This is a genomic window from Enterobacter sp. ECC-219, assembly GCF_043966805.1.
Lineage (GTDB): Bacteria > Pseudomonadota > Gammaproteobacteria > Enterobacterales > Enterobacteriaceae > Enterobacter > Enterobacter cloacae_N.
This window is the reverse complement of record NZ_CP143680.1, coordinates 3242629-3261323: the sequence shown is the minus strand read 5'-3', so window position 1 is coordinate 3261323 and position 18695 is coordinate 3242629. Positions and strand designations below refer to the sequence as shown.

The 18695-nt window shown below is 56.7% G+C and carries 19 protein-coding genes and 1 pseudogene; 14 read left to right on the top strand and 6 right to left on the bottom strand.

Annotation, left to right across the window (positions count from 1 at the left end; all coding sequences use genetic code 11):
- Positions 1–328: 328 nt before the first annotated feature.
- The 11 genes and pseudogenes from V1603_RS15445 to V1603_RS15395 all read left to right on the top strand — a co-directional run bounded on the left by V1603_RS15445 (position 329) and on the right by V1603_RS15395 (position 10607).
- Positions 329–868, top strand: a complete 540-nt coding sequence (locus V1603_RS15445) for an AAA family ATPase (protein WP_116339645.1) — start codon at positions 329–331, stop codon at positions 866–868.
- Positions 869–978: 110 nt separating this feature from the next.
- Positions 979–1980 (top strand): LLM class flavin-dependent oxidoreductase, encoded by a 1002-nt coding sequence (locus tag V1603_RS15440; RefSeq protein ID WP_395312909.1) that lies wholly within the window; start codon positions 979–981, stop codon positions 1978–1980.
- Positions 1977–3098: an amidohydrolase gene (locus tag V1603_RS15435; RefSeq protein ID WP_116339649.1), complete on the top strand. Its 1122-nt coding sequence runs from the start codon at positions 1977–1979 to the stop codon at positions 3096–3098. Before V1603_RS15440 ends, V1603_RS15435 begins: the two co-directional genes overlap by 4 nt.
- A 16-nt stretch (positions 3099–3114) precedes the next feature.
- Positions 3115–5378: pseudogene (locus V1603_RS15430) on the top strand (NtaA/DmoA family FMN-dependent monooxygenase).
- 9 nt (positions 5379–5387) lie between these two features.
- Positions 5388–5897 carry a GNAT family N-acetyltransferase gene (locus tag V1603_RS15425; RefSeq protein ID WP_395312908.1) on the top strand — a complete coding sequence of 170 codons (510 nt, stop codon included), beginning with the start codon at positions 5388–5390 and terminating at the stop codon, positions 5895–5897.
- A 9-nt stretch (positions 5898–5906) separates the two neighbouring features.
- A complete protein-coding gene (locus tag V1603_RS15420) occupies positions 5907–6833 on the top strand; it encodes an amino acid ABC transporter permease (RefSeq protein ID WP_116339655.1) in 927 nt (308 codons plus the stop codon).
- Positions 6817–7590 (top strand): amino acid ABC transporter ATP-binding protein, encoded by a 774-nt coding sequence (locus V1603_RS15415; protein WP_163329568.1) that lies wholly within the window; start codon positions 6817–6819, stop codon positions 7588–7590. The genes V1603_RS15420 and V1603_RS15415 overlap by 17 nt, the downstream gene beginning before the upstream one ends.
- A 9-nt stretch (positions 7591–7599) precedes the next feature.
- Positions 7600–8487: an ABC transporter substrate-binding protein gene (locus V1603_RS15410; protein ID WP_116339659.1), complete on the top strand. Its 888-nt coding sequence runs from the start codon at positions 7600–7602 to the stop codon at positions 8485–8487.
- Between the two features lie 41 nt (positions 8488–8528).
- On the top strand, positions 8529–9146 hold the full coding sequence (locus V1603_RS15405) for a glutathione S-transferase family protein (RefSeq protein WP_116339661.1): 618 nt from the start codon (positions 8529–8531) through the stop codon (positions 9144–9146).
- 37 nt (positions 9147–9183) lie between these two features.
- A complete protein-coding gene (gene pptA, locus V1603_RS15400; RefSeq protein WP_047348369.1) occupies positions 9184–9414 on the top strand; it encodes a tautomerase PptA in 231 nt (76 codons plus the stop codon).
- Between the two features lie 191 nt (positions 9415–9605).
- On the top strand, positions 9606–10607 hold the full coding sequence (locus V1603_RS15395; protein ID WP_116339663.1) for a Kdo(2)-lipid IV(A) acyltransferase: 1002 nt from the start codon (positions 9606–9608) through the stop codon (positions 10605–10607).
- A gap of 86 nt (positions 10608–10693) precedes the next feature.
- Here V1603_RS15395 and V1603_RS15390 read toward each other — a convergent pair whose 3' ends face one another.
- Positions 10694–11155, bottom strand: coding sequence for a helix-turn-helix domain-containing protein (locus tag V1603_RS15390; RefSeq protein WP_116339665.1), 462 nt, complete (start codon positions 11153–11155; stop codon positions 10694–10696).
- Between the two features lie 60 nt (positions 11156–11215).
- On the opposite strand from V1603_RS15390, the gene V1603_RS15385 reads away from it, so the two are divergent.
- Positions 11216–11452, top strand: a complete 237-nt coding sequence (locus tag V1603_RS15385) for a tautomerase family protein (protein ID WP_116339667.1) — start codon at positions 11216–11218, stop codon at positions 11450–11452.
- A gap of 40 nt (positions 11453–11492) precedes the next feature.
- Here the strand turns inward: V1603_RS15385 and V1603_RS15380 are convergent, their stop codons facing one another.
- Entirely contained in the window at positions 11493–11792 is a 300-nt protein-coding gene (locus V1603_RS15380; protein WP_116339669.1) for a helix-turn-helix transcriptional regulator, read from the bottom strand.
- A gap of 160 nt (positions 11793–11952) precedes the next feature.
- On the opposite strand from V1603_RS15380, the gene fusA reads away from it, so the two are divergent.
- Positions 11953–14052 carry an elongation factor G gene (fusA, locus tag V1603_RS15375; protein ID WP_395312907.1) on the top strand — a complete coding sequence of 700 codons (2100 nt, stop codon included), beginning with the start codon at positions 11953–11955 and terminating at the stop codon, positions 14050–14052.
- A gap of 213 nt (positions 14053–14265) precedes the next feature.
- On the opposite strand, the gene V1603_RS15370 is transcribed toward fusA, so the two are convergent.
- Complete coding sequence (locus tag V1603_RS15370) at positions 14266–14838, bottom strand: flavin reductase family protein (RefSeq protein WP_192982130.1); 573 nt, start codon at positions 14836–14838, stop codon at positions 14266–14268.
- Positions 14839–14946: 108 nt separating this feature from the next.
- On the opposite strand from V1603_RS15370, the gene nhoA reads away from it, so the two are divergent.
- Positions 14947–15783: an N-hydroxyarylamine O-acetyltransferase gene (nhoA, locus tag V1603_RS15365; protein ID WP_395312906.1), complete on the top strand. Its 837-nt coding sequence runs from the start codon at positions 14947–14949 to the stop codon at positions 15781–15783.
- An 8-nt stretch (positions 15784–15791) separates the two neighbouring features.
- On the opposite strand, the gene V1603_RS15360 is transcribed toward nhoA, so the two are convergent.
- From V1603_RS15360 to V1603_RS15350, 3 genes are all read right to left on the bottom strand, one after another.
- On the bottom strand, positions 15792–16745 hold the full coding sequence (locus tag V1603_RS15360) for a GlxA family transcriptional regulator (protein ID WP_395312905.1): 954 nt from the start codon (positions 16743–16745) through the stop codon (positions 15792–15794).
- 61 nt (positions 16746–16806) lie between these two features.
- Complete coding sequence (locus V1603_RS15355) at positions 16807–17520, bottom strand: isochorismatase family protein (protein ID WP_395312904.1); 714 nt, start codon at positions 17518–17520, stop codon at positions 16807–16809.
- Between the two features lie 101 nt (positions 17521–17621).
- Positions 17622–18548 (bottom strand): LysR family transcriptional regulator, encoded by a 927-nt coding sequence (locus tag V1603_RS15350; RefSeq protein ID WP_116339681.1) that lies wholly within the window; start codon positions 18546–18548, stop codon positions 17622–17624.
- Between the last annotated feature and the right edge of the window lie 147 nt (positions 18549–18695).

Genomic DNA, 18695 nt, shown 5'->3' with positions numbered 1-18695 from the left:
TGCCGCCTTCCCAGTCATTCTGCGTATGGATAAGGCGAAACATGGCGAGGCATCCTACCTGCAATTCATAAGCGACGCAAAATATAACCGTGCCGAAAGTGATGCGCGTCGAAGGAAATCGTGTGGTCAGAGCAGACAAGGATTACAACGCGCTGAATCGTGGTGAGTTTTTAGACAAAACAAACAGTGAAGTGCTGCTTTAATCATCAGAAACCCTTAATAATTACGTTGAGGTAGAGCGCCAGGAGGTGCGCTTCGCTGGCGTTTCATTAACAAAACTAAAACGATATGATGCGATCCCTTTTCTTCAGCACGATCGGGCGGAACGGTGAAAATCAATATTATCGGTACCAGCGGAAGTGGAAAAAGTACGCTTGCCAGACGCATCGCGACGGAGCTGTCGCTCCCGTATATTGAGATGGACAGGTTGTACTGGCGCCCTGACTGGCAGGGCACACCGGATGAAGTGCTGCTAAATACGCTGGCGGATACGCTCGCTGCCACGCCCGGCTGGGTGCTTGACGGCAACTACAATCGCACGCGCCCGGTGAAGTGGCGTGATGTAGATGTGGTCGTGTGGGTGGACATCGGGTTTACCCGTACGCTCTGGCAGGCGGTCACGCGCGCGTTCACACGCGCATGGCACCAGCAGGAGCTTTGGCCCGGCACCGGAAACCGTGAAAGCTTTCGCCGCTCATTTTTCAGCCGGGAGTCCATCATCATCTGGACAATTAAAACCTGGCGCAGCAACCGCGAACGCTACGAAGCCGACATGAAAAACCCGCAGTACAGCCATATCAAGTTTGTCCGAATCACCCGTCGTCAGGAGGCGGATGCGCTGATTTCATCGCTGAAATCACACCCTTAGCAGGGTCATGTATATCTGATTTCCGGCAAACCAAATGTAAATTAATTGTTTCTCTGTGGTGAAATACGCCTTTAATAATGTCGACATGTTAAGTCAAACGAGAACGCAACATGTCATGGCGAATCAGCATTCTGGACAAAAGCCCCATCGCTGAAAACGAAACGGCAGCCGATGCACTGGCGCGCACCCTGACGCTGGCGCAGCAGGCAGAAAGTCTGGGCTATCACCGCTTCTGGATTGCCGAGCATCACAACACGCCACACCTTGCCAGCCCCTCGCCGGAGCTGCTGATTGCCTGGATCCTTGGGCAAACCACGCGCATCCGCGTCGGTTCCGGCGGCGTGATGCTTCAGCACTACAGCCCCTATAAGGTAGCCGAGAATTTCAACCTGCTGGCCGCGCTGGCGACCGGTCGCGTGGATCTCGGCGTCGGAAAAGCCCCCGGCGGGCTACCGCTCTCGACCCGCGCGCTGCAGCAGGGTCTGCATCAACAGGAAAAAGGCAGCTTTGCCGAACAGCTGGCCCAGCTCGATCGCTGGATCCGTCCTGAACGTCAGTCTGCGGATGAAGCCGTTCGCGCCACGCCGCTGCCGCCGGTTCCTGCTCAGGGCTTTTTGCTGGGCGCCAGCATCGAAAGCGCGCTGCTTGCCGCCTCGCTCAACTGGCACTTCGTCTTTGCCGCACATCTCAACGGTGACCCGGAACTGCTGCGAGACGTGGTAACGACCTGGCGTAAGAGCAGCACGCGGGACGTAATTGTGGCGGTACAGGCGATTGTCGCGCCGACGCAGGCCGAGGCAGACGCGCTGGCGCAAAAGGTCGAAGTGTGGGGCGTTGAGCTGGCAAACGGCCAGCGTGTCACCGTGGCCAGCGAAGAGCAGGCCTACGCCTTTGCGCGTCAGGCGGGAAGCGAGCCGGTTCGCATTGCCCGTCGGGCCCAGTCGCTGCTGGCGGGCACGGCTGAGTCGGTGCTGGAGCAGCTCAACGCGCTGCACCAGCTGTGGGGCATTGACGAATTCATCATCGACACGCCTGTCGCGGAGGGGGCAACGCGCGTCGCGTCGCTGCGTCTGCTTGCCGAGGCGCGTCTTAACAGGGAGGTCACCGTATGAGCTTTAGCGAACAGCTGATAGCCTGGCGCCGCGAGCTGCACCAGAACCCTGAGCTGTCCGGTCAGGAAGTGGAAACCACGGCACGCCTGCGCCAGTGGCTGACGAATGCCGGGATTACCCCACAGCCTTACGACCTGTCGACCGGGCTGGTGGCGGAAATCGGCTCGGGCAACAAACTGATTGCGCTGCGGGCAGATATTGATGCTCTGCCGATTGAGGAGCGCAGCGGCGTGCCGTTTAGCTCGCAGCGTGCAGGCGTGATGCACGCCTGCGGACACGATATCCATACCAGCGTGATCCTCGGCGCCGCGTTAAAGCTAAAAGAGCGTGAAGCCTCGCTCAACGGCCGGGTGCGTATCCTCTTCCAGCCTGCCGAAGAGAACTTTGGCGGGGCGAAGAGCATGGTGCGGGCCGGTGCCCTGCGTGACGTCAGCGCGATTTTCGGCATGCACAATGAGCCCGGCCTGCCGGTCGGTGAGTTCGCCACCCGCGGCGGACCGTTCTATGCCAACGTCGACCGCTTCGTGATCCGCATCACCGGCAAAGGCGCACACGCCGCGCGCCCGCACGAAGGCAACGACGCCATTGTGCTGGCGAGCCAGCTTGTAACGGCGCTACAAAGCGTCGCCAGCCGCAACGTCAATACGCTGGATTCAGTGGTGCTGAGCGTGACGCGCATTGCTGGCGGCAATACCTGGAACGTGCTGCCGGAAAGCGTCGAGCTTGAAGGCACGCTGCGCACCCACCGCACGGAGGTGCAGCAGAACGTGAAGGCCCGCGTGGGCGAAATCGCCGCCGGGTTTGCCAGCGCCTTCAGCGCACAGATTGATATTACCTGGTATGCCGGACCCACCGCGCTGGTGAACGACGAGCGCTGGGCCGATTTTGCCACCTCGGTTGCCCGCGAGGCAGGGTACGAAACCCGGCACGCGGAACTGCATATGGGCGGAGAAGATTTCGCGGTTTATCTGCAGTCTATTCCCGGGGCGTTTGTCAGCATCGGCAGTAATAGCCCGTTTGGTTTACACCATCCGGCATTTAATCCGGACGAAGCATTAATTGAGCCCGCTGCCCGCTATTTTGCACAGCTTGCGGAAAAAGCGCTGCAACACGTTTAATTCTGGAGAGGTAAATATGTCTGCACATCGTCAACTGCGGCTCGGGACCATTTTGCATGGTGCGTCCGGAAATATGTCTGCCTGGCGTCACCCTGAGGCCGTCGCCGATGCCAGTATTAATTTTAATTTCGTAAAAGAAACGGCATTAAAAGCGGAGGAGGGCAAACTCGATTTTTTGTTCGTTGCCGACGGCCTCTATATAAATGAGAAATCTATTCCGCACTTTTTAAACCGCTTTGAACCGTTAACGGTACTCTCCGCGCTGGCAAGCATCACTTCACGCCTGGGGCTGGTGGGAACCTTATCCACATCCTACAGCGAACCCTTTACCACGGCGCGCCAGTTCGCCAGCCTCGATCACCTGAGCAACGGCCGAGCGGGCTGGAACGTGGTGACTTCCCCGCTGGAAGGGTCAGCAAAGAACTTTTCCCGCGAAAAACACCCCGAGCATGCGCTGCGCTACCGCATTGCCGATGAGTATCTCGACGTGGTGAAAGGGCTGTGGGATTCCTGGGAGGGCGACGCCTTTGTGCGCAATAAAGAGAGCGGTCAATTCTTTGATTCGGCAAAATTGCATACCCTGGATCACCACGGGGATTTCTTCCAGGTCGCCGGGCCGCTGAATATTGGTCGTACGCCACAAGGGCGACCGATTGTCTTTCAGGCGGGCGCGTCGGACGACGGTAAAAAACTGGCGGCGAAACATGCTGACGCCATTTTTACCCATCACGAAACCTTAGAAGAAGCGAAAGCGTTTTATCGCGACGTGAAGCAGCAGCTGGAAACGAACGGCCGCCGCGCGTCAGATCTACATATTTTCCAGGGCGTCAGCGTGATAGTGGGGAAAGATGCCGATGACGTGGAAAAACAGTATCAAACCACGGCGGCGCTGGTATCGATTAACGATGCCCTCAACTACCTCGGCCGTTATTTTGAACATCACGATTTCAGCCAGTATCCGCTCGACGAGCCGTTCCCGGATATCGGCGACTTAGGCAAAAACAGCTTCCGCAGCACTACCGATGAAATTAAGCGTAATGCCCGCGAGCGCAGCTTAACCCTGCGTCAGGTGGCGTTTGAAGCCGCTTCGCCGCGCCCGCGCTTTTCCGGCACGCCGGAGGAGGTGGCTGACGGTTTGCAGGCCTGGTTTGAAGGTTATGCCGCAGACGGCTTCATTATTCAGGGCGGTACGCCGGACACCTTCCCGCGCTTTGTTGACCAGGTTGTACCTGTTCTGCAGGCCCGTGGCCTGTTCCGCACCGACTATCCGGGCACCACGCTGCGCGAGAGCCTGGGCTTAGACCAACCAAAAAACCAGTTCACACAACAATAAAAGAGAACACCGCTATGCAGAAAACATCGCTTATTCTGGCGCTCGCGCTGGCCTTTACCCCTGCCGTCTGGGCAGAGAATGTGAATATTAACGGCACTGGCGTGAGCATCGAGGCCAACAAAACGCCGATCAACACCGCCAAAAACAGCGAGGCGGTGGCGCAACTCCCGAAAGATTATCGCTTTGCCGTGCCGGGGAAATTTACCGTGGCGGTGGCGGGCCTTAATCAACCGCCGCTGACGGTATTTTCCGACGACAACAAAACGCTGCTCGGCAGCGAGGTTGACGTCGCCCGTCTGGTGGCCGATAGCCTCGGGCTGGAGCTGAACGTGGTGCCGACCTCGTGGGAAGACTGGCCGCTGGGGGTGGCATCGGGGAAATACGATGCGGCCATCAGCAACATTACCGTCACCAAAGCGCGCAAAGAGAAGTTTGATTTTGCCACCTACCGTAAGGACTCCCTCGGTTTCTACGTGAAATCGACCAGCCCGATCAAATCGCTTCAGAAAGCGGAGGACATTGCCGGGCTGCGGATTATCGTCGGTTCCGGCACCAACCAGGAGGCCATCCTGCTGGCGTGGAATGCCGAAAACCTGAAGAAGGGACTGAAGCCCTTTACCCCGATCTACACCAAAGACGATGCGGCACAAACGCTGGCGCTGCAGTCCGGGCGCGCGGATGCCTACTTTGGCCCGAACGTGATTGGTGCCTGGAAAGCGGCACTGAACGGGAAAACCAGGCTGGTGGGTAGCGTCGACGGCGGCTGGCCGAAGGCGGCGCACATCGCGGTGACGCTGAAAAAAGGCAGCGGGCTGGTTGAGCCGGTGCAAACCGCGCTGAACGGCGTCATCAAAAACGGCGATTACGACAAAGTGCTCAACCGCTGGGGGGAAGGCGTTGAGCGCATTCCTCAGTCAGAAGTCAACCCGGCTGGCCTGGGCGATTAAGGAGGCGCTATGAGTGAACGATTTCGTGACGTGTCGCCGGAAGATGCCGAGCTTCAGCCCATCATCGAGGGGCTGTTCGGTGAATATGCCGCCCGCTACGGGGACTACTTCTCTAAAGACGCGGAAGTGGAACTCACCGAGTGGTACTTAGCGCCGCAGGGGCTGTTTATCGTCCTGGAGCGCGACGGGAAGATTATCGCCACCGGCGCGTACAAGCCCTTCGACGAACGCACCGCGGAAATCAAACGCATCTGGACGGACAAAACCCTGCGCCAGCAGGGACTTGCCGGGCGCGTGGTGCAGGAGCTGGAGCGCAGGGCGGTGCTGGCGGGGTACAGCCAGATCTACCTGACAACCGGTTTTCGCCAGCCGGAAGCGGTCAGGCTTTATCTTAGCCAGGGCTATCAGCCGCAGTTCGATCTGAAGCGGGATCCGGAAGAGTACAGCCAGCCGCCCTTTGACGGTCGGCTGCGCTTCACTAAAACGCTGGTACGCGAAGCGTTCAGTAAAACCGCATGAGGAACGACGATGAGCAACGTTGAAACCATTAAGGTGGTCCCGGCGCGTTATCCGCTGCGGGCCGTCGGCGCCGCGGTGGCGCTGTTTGTCCTGGCCGTCGTGATTCAGTCCGTGGCCTTTAACCCGCGCTGGGAGTGGGCGGTGTTCGCCCGCTGGTTCTTTGACCCGGTGATCCTAGAAGGCGTAGGGCAGACCCTGCTCCTGACGCTGATCGGCACCGCGCTGAGCGTGGTGATTGGCGGCATGCTGGCTCTGGCGAGACTGTCCTCGTCATGGCTGTTGAGCAGCCTGGCGTGGGCCTACATCTGGCTGTTTCGCTCGCTGCCGCTGATCGTGGTGCTGATCATCCTGTACAACTTTTCCTATCTCTACGACACGCTCTCTCTCGGCGTGCCGTTCACCGGCATCACCTGGGGCAGCTTTGAGACCATTAACGTGCTGGGGCAGTTCTCCACCGCCGTGGTGGGGCTGACGCTGGTGCAGAGCGCCTATACCGCCGAGATCATTCGCGGGGGATTCCTCGGGGTCGATCACGGCCAGTATGAAGCCGCCGCCGCGCTGGGTCTCCCGGCCTGGCGCCGCACGGTGCGGATCATTTTGCCTCAGGCGCTGCGCACAATCCTGCCGTCGGGATTCAATGAAATCATCAGCCTCGCCAAGGGCACGGCGATGGTGTACGTCCTGGCGATGCCGGAGCTGTTCTATACCATCCAGATGATCTACAACCGCACGCAGGAGGTGATCCCGCTGCTGATGGTCGGGGCTGCCTGGTACCTGGTCATTACCACCGTCTTGTCCGCAATTCAGTATGTTGTCGAGCGCGGTCTGGCACGCAGCGAACGCCGCTCCGCAGTGAATCAGAACCGCGACACCCGCCGCGCCCGTTCCGTGACCACCACGCCAGCACAGGAGCCAGTCCATGCAAGCCTCTCCTGAAGGACATATCTCGATCACCGGCGTCAGCAAGTTTTTTGGCCGCCATAAGGCGCTCGACAACGTTTCGCTTGAGATCCCTCCCGGGTCAGTAACGGTGATCCTCGGGCCGTCCGGGTCGGGCAAATCGACGCTGCTGCGCACCATTAACCACCTGGAGCGCGTCGACGAAGGCTTTATCCAGATAGACGGGGATTACATCGGCTACCGTCGTCAGGGCGATAAGCTCTACGAGCTGAAGGAGAAGGAGATCCTCAGGCAGCGCGTCAACGTGGGCTACGTGTTCCAGAACTTCAATCTCTTCCCGCATCTTACGGTGCTGGAAAACCTGATAGAGGCGCCCATAGCGCATAAAAAGCTCGGCAAAAAAGAGGCGGTGGAAAGGGCGTACAGCCTGCTGGACGTGGTTGGGCTGCGGGATAAAGCCGATGCCTGGTCACGCCATCTTTCCGGCGGTCAGCAGCAGCGTATCGCCATTGCCCGCGCGCTGGCGCTGCGTCCCCGCGTGATGCTGTTTGACGAGCCCACCTCGGCGCTCGACCCTGAACTGGTCGGCGAAGTGCTGGACGTGATCAAAAAGCTCGCCCGTTCCGGCACCACGCTGGTGGTGGTCACCCATGAGATCGGCTTTGCCCGTGAAGTGGCGGACCAGGTGGTGTTTATGGTTGACGGGAAAATCGTTGAGCAGGGGAGCAGCGACGAGGTGTTGAACCGCCCGTCGCACCCGCGAACGCGCCAGTTCCTCTCGAAAGTCTTATAAGGAGTGCCAATGAAATATGGGCTTCTGGCGGGGCTGATCTTCACAACGGCGAGCCACGCCAGCATTGATCTGAAAGCCAACGAGCAGCCGCTGCCGGTGACGGTGGATCCGCAGGCCGTGGCGAAGATCCCCGCCAATTACAAATTCGTTGAGCCGGGTACGCTGACGGTCGCCATCTCGATGCTGAATTCTCCGCCGCTGGCTCTGCTGGCCAGCGATAACCGTACGCGCATCGGCAGCGATCCGGATATGGCCCGCCTGCTGGCGGGCAGCCTGGGGCTAAAGCTGAAGCTTGTGCCCACGGCGTGGGAAGACTGGCCGCTGGGGATTGCCTCCGGGCGCTACGACGTGGCGCTGGTGAACATTGCGGTGACCGAGCAGCGTAAAGAGAAGTTTGATTTTGCGACCTACCGCGTCGATTCTCTGGCGTTTTCGGTGAAATCCACCAGCGAGATCCAGTCAATCAAAAGCGCGGAAGATCTGGCCGGGAAAAAGGTGATTGTCGGCTCCGGCACGAATCAGGAGCGCATTCTGCTGGGCTGGAACGAAGAGAACAAAAAGGCGGGGCGGACGCCCGCGCTGCCGGTTTATCTCCACGACGATGCCTCGGGCAATCTCTATATCCAGTCCGGCAGGGCGGATGTGTTCTTTGGCCCTCAGTCGGTTTCAGCTTACAAAGCAGCGCTTACGGGCAAAACCCGCGTGGTCGGTTTAGGGCCAAAAAAAGCCTATGTTGCGACCACCACCAAAAAAGGTAATGAGCTGGTGTACGCGCTGCAGGCCGCGCTTGACGGCGCGATTAAGCGGGGAGATTACCAGAAGGTGCTGGCGCGCTGGGGCGAACAGGGGGAAGCGGTGACGCAGTCGGAGGTCAACCCGCCTGGGATAACCTACTAATGGTGCTCTACACTTAGGGTTTTCATCCCGCAGGGGGCAACATGATTAAACTCTATGGCGTACCCGGCTGGGGCTCGGCGATCGGTGAAGCGATGCTCACCCTGGCTGATATCCCTTATCAGTTTGTGAACGTGGACGGGTTTGACCAGCCCGGCCCGCAGCGCGAGCTGCTGCAAAAGCTCAACCCGCTGTGTCAGGTGCCAACGCTGGCGCTGGAAAATGGCGCCATCATGACCGAAACCGCGGCAATTGCCCTGATGGTGCTCGACAGATGTCCCGATCTTGCTCCACCCGTGGGGCAGGCCGAGCGTCAGCAGTTTCAGCGTCTGCTCATCTGGTTTGTGGCCAACGTCTATCCCACGTTTACGTATGCAGACTATCCCGAACGCTGGGTGCCGGATGCGCCGGAACAGCTGCAGAAAAACTGCATCGAATACCGGAAATCCCTCTACTTGTGGTTTGAAAGCCAGCTTAAGGCTGCCCCGTTTGCACTGGGGGAACGGCTGACGCTGCTGGACGTATATATTGCGGTGGCGCGCACCTGGGGGCCTCGGCATGACTGGTTTGCGGCAAACACGCCCAGGTTTACGGCGATTGCGGATACGGTGTGTCAACTGCCAGAACTGCACAAGGTGTTAAAGGCCAACAACATAATCTGATAACGTGGAAGGCTCACACATAACAGGAAGCCTGCATATGCCACACGTAGATATCAAATGTTTTCCCCGCGATCTTAACGACGAGCAAAAAACCGCGCTGGCGGCAGATATCGCCGAGGTGATTATTCGCCATTTCAACAGCAAAGACAGTTCGGTATCGGTGGCGTTGAACCAGGTGAACCAGGAAGACTGGAAAGCCCAGGTCTGGGATACCGAAATAGGACCGAAGCTGGACGAGTTAATTAAGAAGCCTGGGTATTCAATGTAATTTTTGGGGCCGGGTAGCGTCGTCTTACCCGGTTTCTCCTGACTCTCAGACCCTCATTTCGCAAAAAACGATAAAAGTGAGTTTTATCCGATCCGTTACACTTAACGTTTCTGACTGACATTTAATAAATCCTTAGGAAAGATCGACAACAGAATCAATTAAGGACAGCAACGTTAAAGGATAATTTTCTCATGACAAAATTACCCCGGTTTTCACCTGCCTTTTTCCACCCTCGATACTGGCTAAGCTGGACAGGCATCGCCGCGCTGTGGCTCATCATGCTGCTCCCTTATCCGCTACTGTTCAGAATCGGTCATGGCCTTGGTCGGCTGGCGATGCGCTTACTTCCTCGCCGCGTCGAGATTGCCCGCAGAAACCTGGAGCTTTGCTTTCCGCAGATGAAAGCAGAAGAGCGTGAATCTTTGCTGCAGCGTAATTTTGAATCCGTTGGGATGGGGGTAATCGAAACCGGCATGGCGTGGTTCTGGCCTGCATGGCGGGTGCGGAAATGCTTTACCGTGACGGGTTACGAGCACATGGAAAAAGCCAGGGCGCAGGGAAAGGGCGTGGTGCTGGTCGGGATGCATTTTCTGACGCTTGAGCTGGGCGCGCGGATATTTGGCATGCTCAACCCCGGTATTGGGGTGTATCGCCCTAACAATAATGCGCTCCTGGACTGGCTACAGACGCGCGGGCGTCTGCGCGCCAATAAAACCATGCTCGATCGCCATGATTTAAAGGGCATGATCCGCTCGCTGAAACAGAATGAGATTTTGTGGTACGCCCCGGATCATGACTATGGCAAAGCCAATAGCGTGTTTGCGCCGTTTTTTGCGGTTCCGGATGCCGCCACGACCGCTGGAAGCTATATGCTGGTCAAAAGCGCGAAACCTGCCGTGATTCCGTTCGTGCCGCGCCGCAGGGCGGACGGTACAGGATACGAGCTGATTATTCTGGAAGATATCAGCGAGGCGTTACAGGGCAGCGACAAAGTCGCCGTGGCGACGCAGATGAACAGGGCGATTGAGCGCGCCGTGCGGATGGCACCTGAACAATATATGTGGCTGCACCGTCGCTTCAAAACGCGTCCTGAAGGCGTACCTGACCGGTATGCCCGCCAGAAACAGACGGCAACACGGAGCGATCTTCTCTCCGCCAGCGATTTTTCTGACCGCTCGGGCGTTCAGCACTAAAAGCGTGCCGTTTGCGCTGAGCGCCACGCTGCAGAAGGTTTGGATTAGGTAACCTGACAGGGGAAGCAGGGGGCACACCGCCCGGCTTACCCCTCTATTGACGGCACAATCTGAACCTGGCTTCGCATGACCTCATGGCCCTGCGTATTCACATAGCCAATGCGCACCGGTTCACCACTCGCTTTATCCACCAGCGTGATATGCGGTGCGGTGTGTAAAACATGCAGGTGTCCCCATTCCATCAGAGATAGCAGCACCGGGGCAAGAGCGCGGCTTTTGTCGGTAAGCTGGTATTCATACCGTTCCCGCGATCCTTCTTCCCGGTAAGGTCTTCGGGAAAGCAACCCCAGCTCCGTCATCAACTTTAAGCGCGTTGCTAACGTCTGCTTAGTGATGCCGGTATGGTTGCGCATGGTCTCGAAGCGAGTGATGCCGTAAAAAGCCTCCCTCAAAATCAGCAAAATCCATTGATCGCCAACGATTTTAGCCCCTTCTGCGAGCCCGCACAGTTCGGGTGAGAGGTAAGGCAATGATTTATCTTTTGACACAGGGTGTTTTCCTTTCTAATCTGAGTATGATTTTTAGACCTTGATTCTAGGGAGGATACAATGCCATTTGTGAATGTACAAACGATTAAAGGGATCATGAACGCCGAGCAAAAAAGGGAATTGCTGCGCCGAATGACGGACTTAATGGTGGAAATCGAGGGGAAAGGGGATCCGGCATTCCGGAATTCGGTCTGGATCCGTATTGATGAACACGAGCCGGAGCAATGGAGCCTGGGGGGATTACAGCCTACTGCTGAAATGATTGCGAAGAAATTCGCGTCGACGCAGTCGTCCTGATACGTCCGGGAGGCACATATCCCTCCCGGCGATAAGAGGTTTAATGAGCACGTAAAAGGATGTCCATCAGCCCCGGAAAGCGGGCATCCAGATCCTCTCTTCGCAATGAAATCATATTTTCTCGTCCCTGCGGACGCTGCCAGATGACCCCGCTGTCGCGTAGAACGCGCCAGTGATGGGTCATCGTGGACTTCACCACGTCGTCCGGGCGCAGCGCGTTACAGCTGAGTTCACTGCCATCGGCCAGCCGGCGGATAATCGACAGCCGGAGCGGGTTGCCGAGGGCAAACAGCACATTTTCCAGCAGTATTTGTTCAGTTTCAGGGTGGTTTGGGATCATCGTTTTCCTGCGTTTGGCGTCAGATTGAGCTATATCAACAATAGGTCAACCGTTAAAAAATAGTTCGATAATACTCGTACAATAGGACTATTATAGCAAACGAACGAATGCACGACCATCCCGGTCGTCACAGACAAGTCATGAGACTTAAGGAAATATCATGCCCCGACCCATCCCTCTCGAACGTTATCGCAACATCGGTATCTCCGCGCATATCGATGCCGGTAAAACCACCACCACTGAGCGCATCCTGTTTTATACCGGGATGAGCCACAAGCTGGGTGAAGTACACGATGGCGCGGCAACCACTGACTGGATGGCGCAGGAGCAGGAGCGCGGGATCACGATTACCTCCGCGGCGGTCAGCTGCTTCTGGCCGGGTATGGACAGAGGGTTTGAACCGCACCGGATTAACATCATCGACACCCCGGGACACGTGGACTTCACCATTGAAGTGGAGCGTTCTATGCGCGTGCTCGACGGTGCCGTGATGGTGTATGACTCCGTGGGCGGCGTGCAGCCGCAGTCGGAAACCGTCTGGCGTCAGGCCAATAAATATCACGTTCCGCGACTGGCCTTCGTCAACAAAATGGACCGTCCGGGTGCCGATTTCTTCCGCGTCGTGCGGATGATGCAGGAACGCCTGAAGGCCAATCCTGTGCCGATTGTCATTCCGGTGGGTGCCGAAGACCATTTCACAGGCGTGGTGGATCTCATCAAGATGCGCACCATTCTGTGGGACGATGCGACGCAGGGCATGGTATTTACCTATGCGCCCGTGCCGGATGATTTAGTCAGCACCGCCAGAGAATGGCGGGAGAAAATGGTCTCTGCGGCGGCGGAAGCCAGCGACGATCTGCTGGACAAATACCTGGAGACGGGCGATCTCGACGAAGCGGAAATCATCAGGGGACTGCGTATTCGCACCATCTCGGGCGAAATCCAGCCGATGCTGTGTGGCAGCGCGTTCAAGAATAAAGGCGTACAGCGCATGCTCGATGCGGTGATTGAGCTTATGCCGTCGCCGCTGGACGTGCCGGCCATTGATGGCGTGGATGAAAAAGGGCAGCACGCGGAGCGTCACCCGAGCGATGATGAGCCGTTCTCGGCCCTGGCATTCAAGCTGATGAGCGACCCGTACGTCGGGCAACTGACCTTTATCCGCGTGTATTCTGGCGTGCTGCGCAAAGGCGACGCGGTGTATAACCCGGTGAAAGGGAAGAAAGAGCGCATCGGTCGTATCGTGCTGATGCATGCCAACGATCGCCATGAGGTGGACGAACTGCGCGCGGGCGATATCGCAGCATGCGTTGGGCTGAAGGACGTGACCACCGGTGATACGCTCACCGATCCGAACGCCGTCATCACGCTTGAGCGCATGGAGTTCCCGGACCCGGTTATCTCGCTGGCGATCGAGCCGAAAACCAAGGGCGATCAGGAGAAAATGGGGATCGCGCTCCAGCGTCTGGCGGCGGAAGATCCGTCGTTTCGCCTGCACACTGACGAAGAGTCCGGCCAGACGATTATCTCCGGGATGGGCGAGCTACACCTTGAGATCATCGTCGACCGCATGAAGCGTGAGTTTGGCGTCGAGGCGAATATTGGTCGTCCGCAGGTGACGTACCGCGAAACCCTGCGCAAGGCGGTGAAGGATATCGAAGGCAAATTTGTCCGGCAGTCCGGTGGTAAAGGGCAGTACGGCCATGTGGTCCTGAGCCTGGAGCCGCTGGAGCCTGGAAGTGGTTTTAAATTTGAAGATGCCACCAAGGGCGGCGTGGTGCCGCGCGAGTATATCCCGTCCGTTGAGAAGGGGCTGCGGGAGGCGATGAACAGCGGCGTGCTGGCGGGCTATCCGGTTGTTGACGTCAAAGCGACGCTGACGTTTGGCTCGTACCACGACGTCGACTCCTCGGAGATGGCGTTCCGCATGGCGGCGATCCTCGGCTTCAAGGAGGGCGCTCGGAAAGCGGATCCGGTTATCCTGGAGCCGATCATGCACGTGGAGGTGGAAACGCCGGAAGAGTACGCCGGTAACATCATGGGCGATCTCTCTTCCCGCCGCGGCATGGTGCAGGGGATGGCGGAGCAGTACGGAAGCCAGATTATTCGCGCTGACGTACCGCTGGCGGAGATGTTTGGTTACGCCACCACGCTGCGCTCGATGTCCCAGGGACGCGCGACGTATACGATGGAGTTCCATCATTTTGCGGAAGCACCGCGGAATGTTGCGGATGAGATTATTTCACGGCGTGCGAAGTAATAAGATCACCCTCTCCCTGTCGGGCTGAGGGATCCCCACAAAATAATGCCTGCATGGACGACCCCCTCTCCCTTGAGGGAGAGGGCTGGGGTGAGGGGGAACATACGGCTCTGGTGGTCATTCCGTTCACTTTATGTTCCTTGCTACTCTGTAACGGCATGGCCTGTGAACGTGCAAATTACTGGGGATTCCTAAGCCCTGTGGGAGAGTTTCTCAATCCAGTGCCTTGACTATTTTCCCGCTCGCCACAAATGTCCCCGCGCCCAGATGATGCAGTGTATTCAGCTTATCCCCGTCAAACTGCCAGCGACCGGCGACAAACGCGCGGTCATCGGCCGCCGCGGAAACCACTTCGCCAAACAGCGTATCGTATTTTTCTGCCGCGGAAGTGACGGGTAGCAACCGGCACTCCATCCACGCCAGGCATTTCTCTTCAATCACCGGCAGGCCAAGTTCAGGACCGTTAACGACCGGGATCCCGTAGCAGTTGAATTTGTCTTCATCGCGCCCGCTGACGCTACCGACCGCATATGTCCAGTTGGCCGCCGCCACGCCGGGGATGACGATGCCAAACTTTCCGCTGCGCTCGATCAGCTCGCGTGACCAGGTGCTTTTATCCACGACTATCGCGATGCGCGGCGGTTCAAACTCAACGGGCATTGACCATGCGGCGGCCATCACGTTGCGTCTGCCGAGGGTGTCATCACGGCTGGTGATAAGCACAGTCGGGCCGTGGTTCAGCAGACGGCTGGCATGACGTAATTCAACAGGGCGAAAGTGATTCATAGAGGCTCCTTATTTACTTTGATGAGTATGACGAAAAAGCACGTAAATCAAAGTGACTGCGTAAAATTAGTTTATAAACAGAACATCACAATCAAAGGAAACTGATGTATGTCCCCATTTCTGACCGCTTATTTCGCCCGCATCGGCTGGGCGCAACCGATGCGGGTGGATATCGATACCCTGCGCGCGCTGCATTTACACCACAACTGTGCGATCCCTTTTGAGAATATTGATGTTGTTCTGCCGCGCGAAATCCATCTTGAAGATCAATGTCTGGTGGACAAGCTGGTGACGGCGCGGCGCGGGGGATATTGCTTTGAGCAAAACGGTCTTTTTGAGCGCGTTTTGCGTGAAGTCGGGTTTACCGTGCGCAGCTTGCTGGGTCGGGTCGTGCTGGCAAATCCGCCGCAAATGCCGCCGCGCACGCATCGCCTGCTGCTGGTCGAGCTGAACGGCGAGCGCTGGATTGCCGACGTGGGGTTTGGCGGACAGACGCTGACGGCGCCGATTCGTCTGCTTGCCAACGAGGAGCAAGAGACCCCGCACGGGCTGTACCGTCTGCTGAGCGAGGGCAACGACTGGGTGCTGCAGTTCCGCCACCACGAACACTGGCAGTCGATGTACCATTTTGACCTGACGACGCAATATTTCAGCGATTACGTGATGGGGAACTTCTGGTCGGCGCATTGGCCGCAGTCCCATTTCCGTCATCATCTGTTGATGTGTCGCCATCTGCCGGACGGCGGCAAGCTGACGCTGACCAACTTCAACTTCACCCACTGGCAGAACGGTCACGTGGAGGAGCAGATCCATTTACCGGATGCCGGGGCGCTGTATCAGCTGATGCAGGAGCGCTTCGGGCTGGGCGTTGACGATCCGAAGCACGGTTTTTCACTGGCGGAGTTGACGGCGGTGATGGCAGGGTTTGAAACTCAGGGGAAATAGCCTCCTCGCTATCGGCCGCGAAACTCGCGCCGATAGCGAGATGGCGAGGTGTTAAGCAGCTTGTGAAAGTGACGGCGCAAGGACGTTGTTGAGGGAAAACCGACACGCTCGGCAATGTCATCCACAGGCTGGTCGGTTTTTTCGAGATAGCGCTGTGCGACGATAATGCGCTGGTTTAGCAGCCAGCGCGAAAAACTCTCACCGATGGTTTGCTGAAAACGCCGGGTAAAGCTGCGACGGCTCATGCAGGCCTTTTCCGCCACGCAGTCCAGCGTGAGCGCAAGCTGGAGGTTTTCCGTCGCCCAGGCTAGCGCGTCGGTAAAGTTATCTCCACGACGCGTGTTCTGAACCGGCAGTTCTACGTATTGACGTTGTCCACCCTGGCGATGGGGCGGCACCACCAGCAACCGCGCTACGCTATTTGCCACTTCCGCACCCCAGGCCTGACGCACCAGATGCAGGCAACAGTCGATACTGGCCGCCGTGCCCGCAGAAGTGACAACGTCACCATTATCGATATAAAGAACGTCTTTATCCATCTGCACGGAGGGATAAAGGCGCTGAAAATCAGCCGCCCATCGCCAGTGCGTCGTAGCAGGGCGATGTTCCAGTAACCCGGCGGCGGCAACCACAAACGCGCCCATACACAAACCCACAATACGCGAACCCGCGGCATGTGCTTTTTGCAGGGCCTGCAGGAGATCGGAGGCCGGGGCATGCTCGGGACTGTCCCAGCTTGGGACGATCACCATATCCATTCCGGCCAGCTCATCAAGCCCACGTTCGACAACGATAGAGAATCCGGCATTGGTTTTAAGTGCGCCGGGCGTAGTGGCGCAAACGACCAACTGACAAAGGGGCTCGCCTTGTGGCGTTAGCGCTTTCTCAAATACGGCATAGGGCACCGAGAGGTGAAAAGGGATGATGCCATCAAATACCACAATACCAATTTTAAGCGTCATAAAAGCCTCCATGTGCCAGCCAGTATAGAAGCCTGGCTGGTGACAGGGAGCAAGCCCGGTCTTATTTTGTGACCGGCAGTGCCATAACGTCTTTGGTGGTCATTACCTCAGCAAATACATCGGCCACACCGGCTAATGCCGCCCGCTGAAGCGTTTTGTGATCCACCACGCCACCCTGACCGTCATCCAGATCGCGTGTTGCCGTTGCATCGTCAGGAATAATCACGCTGTAACCCAGCGGTACAGCGTCACGCGCGGTGGACGAAATGCACATATGCGTCATCAGGCCAATCACAATCACCTTTTTAATCCCTTTTTTCTTTAATTGCGTATCCAGATCGGTGCCAACAAAAGAGCTCGGGGTCGCTTTGGTGATAATGGCGTCTTGCGCAGAAGGCTGCAGATCTTGATGGAACTGCGCATAGATAGAGCCCTCGGCAAACAGTGGACTGTCTTTCGGCCCCATATGACGAACGAAGTAGACCGGCATCCCCTTTTGGTGGGCATAGCTAACCAGCTTTTGGCTATTCTTCAGTACCTTATCACCATCAGGGATCACCATCTGACCACGAAAATCTTTACCTGCGTAATATTCGTTTTGGATATCCACCACGATTAACGCAGTTTGTGAGGCGGATAAAGACGAAGTCGCCGTTGCGCCCGTCATTGCACGAATGGTTTTGGTATTCATGCGGGTTGTCTCCTGTGCGGTAGCCTCAGTGGAAAATGCGCTCATCATGCCGATCAGCAATGCTGTACGAAAAAATGGTTTCATCACGCGAACTCCTTCTGTGTTGTGTTCGGGAGCCATTATTTCGCACTGTCGCTAACGGTATGAGTCACCTGGAGAACCAATAACGATACTTTTGGGCCAAATTACTGAGTAAATTTGCTGATCCAGGGGCTGTTGTTTTCACCAGACCAAAGTTGAACAAGCATCTCTCTGAATTTTTCCGCAGCCGGGCTTAGCGGCGTTTCACGGCGTTGGACCAGCCCCAGCGTACGCCGTATGACGGGTTCAATCAGCGGACGGCTGACAAGAACATGATGTTCGTCGGTCGGCATCGCCAGGCTGGGAACGACAGACACGCCAAGACCCGCTTCTACCATCCCCAGCGACGTTGACAGATGACGCACTTCATAAAACCAGTTCGGTTTCCAGGCCATTTTCTCGAACGCCTGATCGATAAGCGAACGGTTCCCACTGGAGCGCCTTACGCCAATTAGCTTCATGCCTGCCAGATCGTCCCATGTCACCAATGGTTTCTTCGCCAGCTCGTTGTCTCGTCGGCATGCCAGAACAAAGGGTTCATTCACCAGCGGCGCAAAATCAATATTGGGATGTGTGACGTTTATCATATTTATGCCGAAATCTGCGTCGCCATTTAACACCGCTTCGAGACAATCGCTGGCACTGTGCTCAAGTATACGGATACGGATGTTTGGATAGTCATTGTTATAATCTCGTATCACTGAAGGCAGAAAATAGAACGCGGCAGTTGGGATACAGGAAACGGTAATAACCCCTGCCTGATGCGTCGCCATCTCTTTAATACTCAGGATCGCGCTTTCATAAAAATCTATTAAATTCTTAGCTTTAGGTAAAAACTCCCTTCCCACGGTTGTGAGCTTGACGCTGCGCGTGGACCGTTCAAACAGCGTGGTTCCCAGGCTCTCTTCCAGTTTCTGAATTCTTCGTGTTAAAGCCGGTTGTGAAATATGAAGAAATTGCGACGCTTTTGTAAAACATCCGATTTCTGCAATTTTTACAAACGCTTGTATTCCCTGTAATTCATGCTGCATATCCGCACCTGATTATGACTTTCCTATACCCACAGTATCGTAATGGCTATTAATACGCAAAGCGTATTAATCCTGCTTTTTTTGACATTAGAGTTATCAACAGGAGTGTGAAAACCTTATTGCGTTCCTGATAAACGCGAAATGAGA

Excerpts from the sequence above, each read along its gene's own strand:
- pptA (WP_047348369.1), top strand. The coding sequence starts at position 9,184 with ATGCCACACGTAGATATCAAATGTTTTCCCCGCGATCTTAACGACGAG.
- V1603_RS15440 (WP_395312909.1), top strand. The coding sequence starts at position 979 with ATGTCATGGCGAATCAGCATTCTGGACAAAAGCCCCATCGCTGAAAAC.
- V1603_RS15405 (WP_116339661.1), top strand. The coding sequence starts at position 8,529 with ATGATTAAACTCTATGGCGTACCCGGCTGGGGCTCGGCGATCGGTGAA.
- V1603_RS15420 (WP_116339655.1), top strand. The coding sequence starts at position 5,907 with ATGAGCAACGTTGAAACCATTAAGGTGGTCCCGGCGCGTTATCCGCTG.
- V1603_RS15380 (WP_116339669.1), bottom strand. The coding sequence starts at position 11,792 with ATGATCCCAAACCACCCTGAAACTGAACAAATACTGCTGGAAAATGTG.
- V1603_RS15355 (WP_395312904.1), bottom strand. The coding sequence starts at position 17,520 with ATGAAACCATTTTTTCGTACAGCATTGCTGATCGGCATGATGAGCGCA.
- V1603_RS15395 (WP_116339663.1), top strand. The coding sequence starts at position 9,606 with ATGACAAAATTACCCCGGTTTTCACCTGCCTTTTTCCACCCTCGATAC.
- nhoA (WP_395312906.1), top strand. The coding sequence starts at position 14,947 with ATGTCCCCATTTCTGACCGCTTATTTCGCCCGCATCGGCTGGGCGCAA.
- V1603_RS15360 (WP_395312905.1), bottom strand. The coding sequence starts at position 16,745 with ATGACGCTTAAAATTGGTATTGTGGTATTTGATGGCATCATCCCTTTT.
- V1603_RS15415 (WP_163329568.1), top strand. The coding sequence starts at position 6,817 with ATGCAAGCCTCTCCTGAAGGACATATCTCGATCACCGGCGTCAGCAAG.
- V1603_RS15370 (WP_192982130.1), bottom strand. The coding sequence starts at position 14,838 with ATGAATCACTTTCGCCCTGTTGAATTACGTCATGCCAGCCGTCTGCTG.
- V1603_RS15425 (WP_395312908.1), top strand. The coding sequence starts at position 5,388 with ATGAGTGAACGATTTCGTGACGTGTCGCCGGAAGATGCCGAGCTTCAG.
- fusA (WP_395312907.1), top strand. The coding sequence starts at position 11,953 with ATGCCCCGACCCATCCCTCTCGAACGTTATCGCAACATCGGTATCTCC.
- V1603_RS15385 (WP_116339667.1), top strand. The coding sequence starts at position 11,216 with ATGCCATTTGTGAATGTACAAACGATTAAAGGGATCATGAACGCCGAG.
- V1603_RS15410 (WP_116339659.1), top strand. The coding sequence starts at position 7,600 with ATGAAATATGGGCTTCTGGCGGGGCTGATCTTCACAACGGCGAGCCAC.
- V1603_RS15350 (WP_116339681.1), bottom strand. The coding sequence starts at position 18,548 with ATGCAGCATGAATTACAGGGAATACAAGCGTTTGTAAAAATTGCAGAA.
- V1603_RS15435 (WP_116339649.1), top strand. The coding sequence starts at position 1,977 with ATGAGCTTTAGCGAACAGCTGATAGCCTGGCGCCGCGAGCTGCACCAG.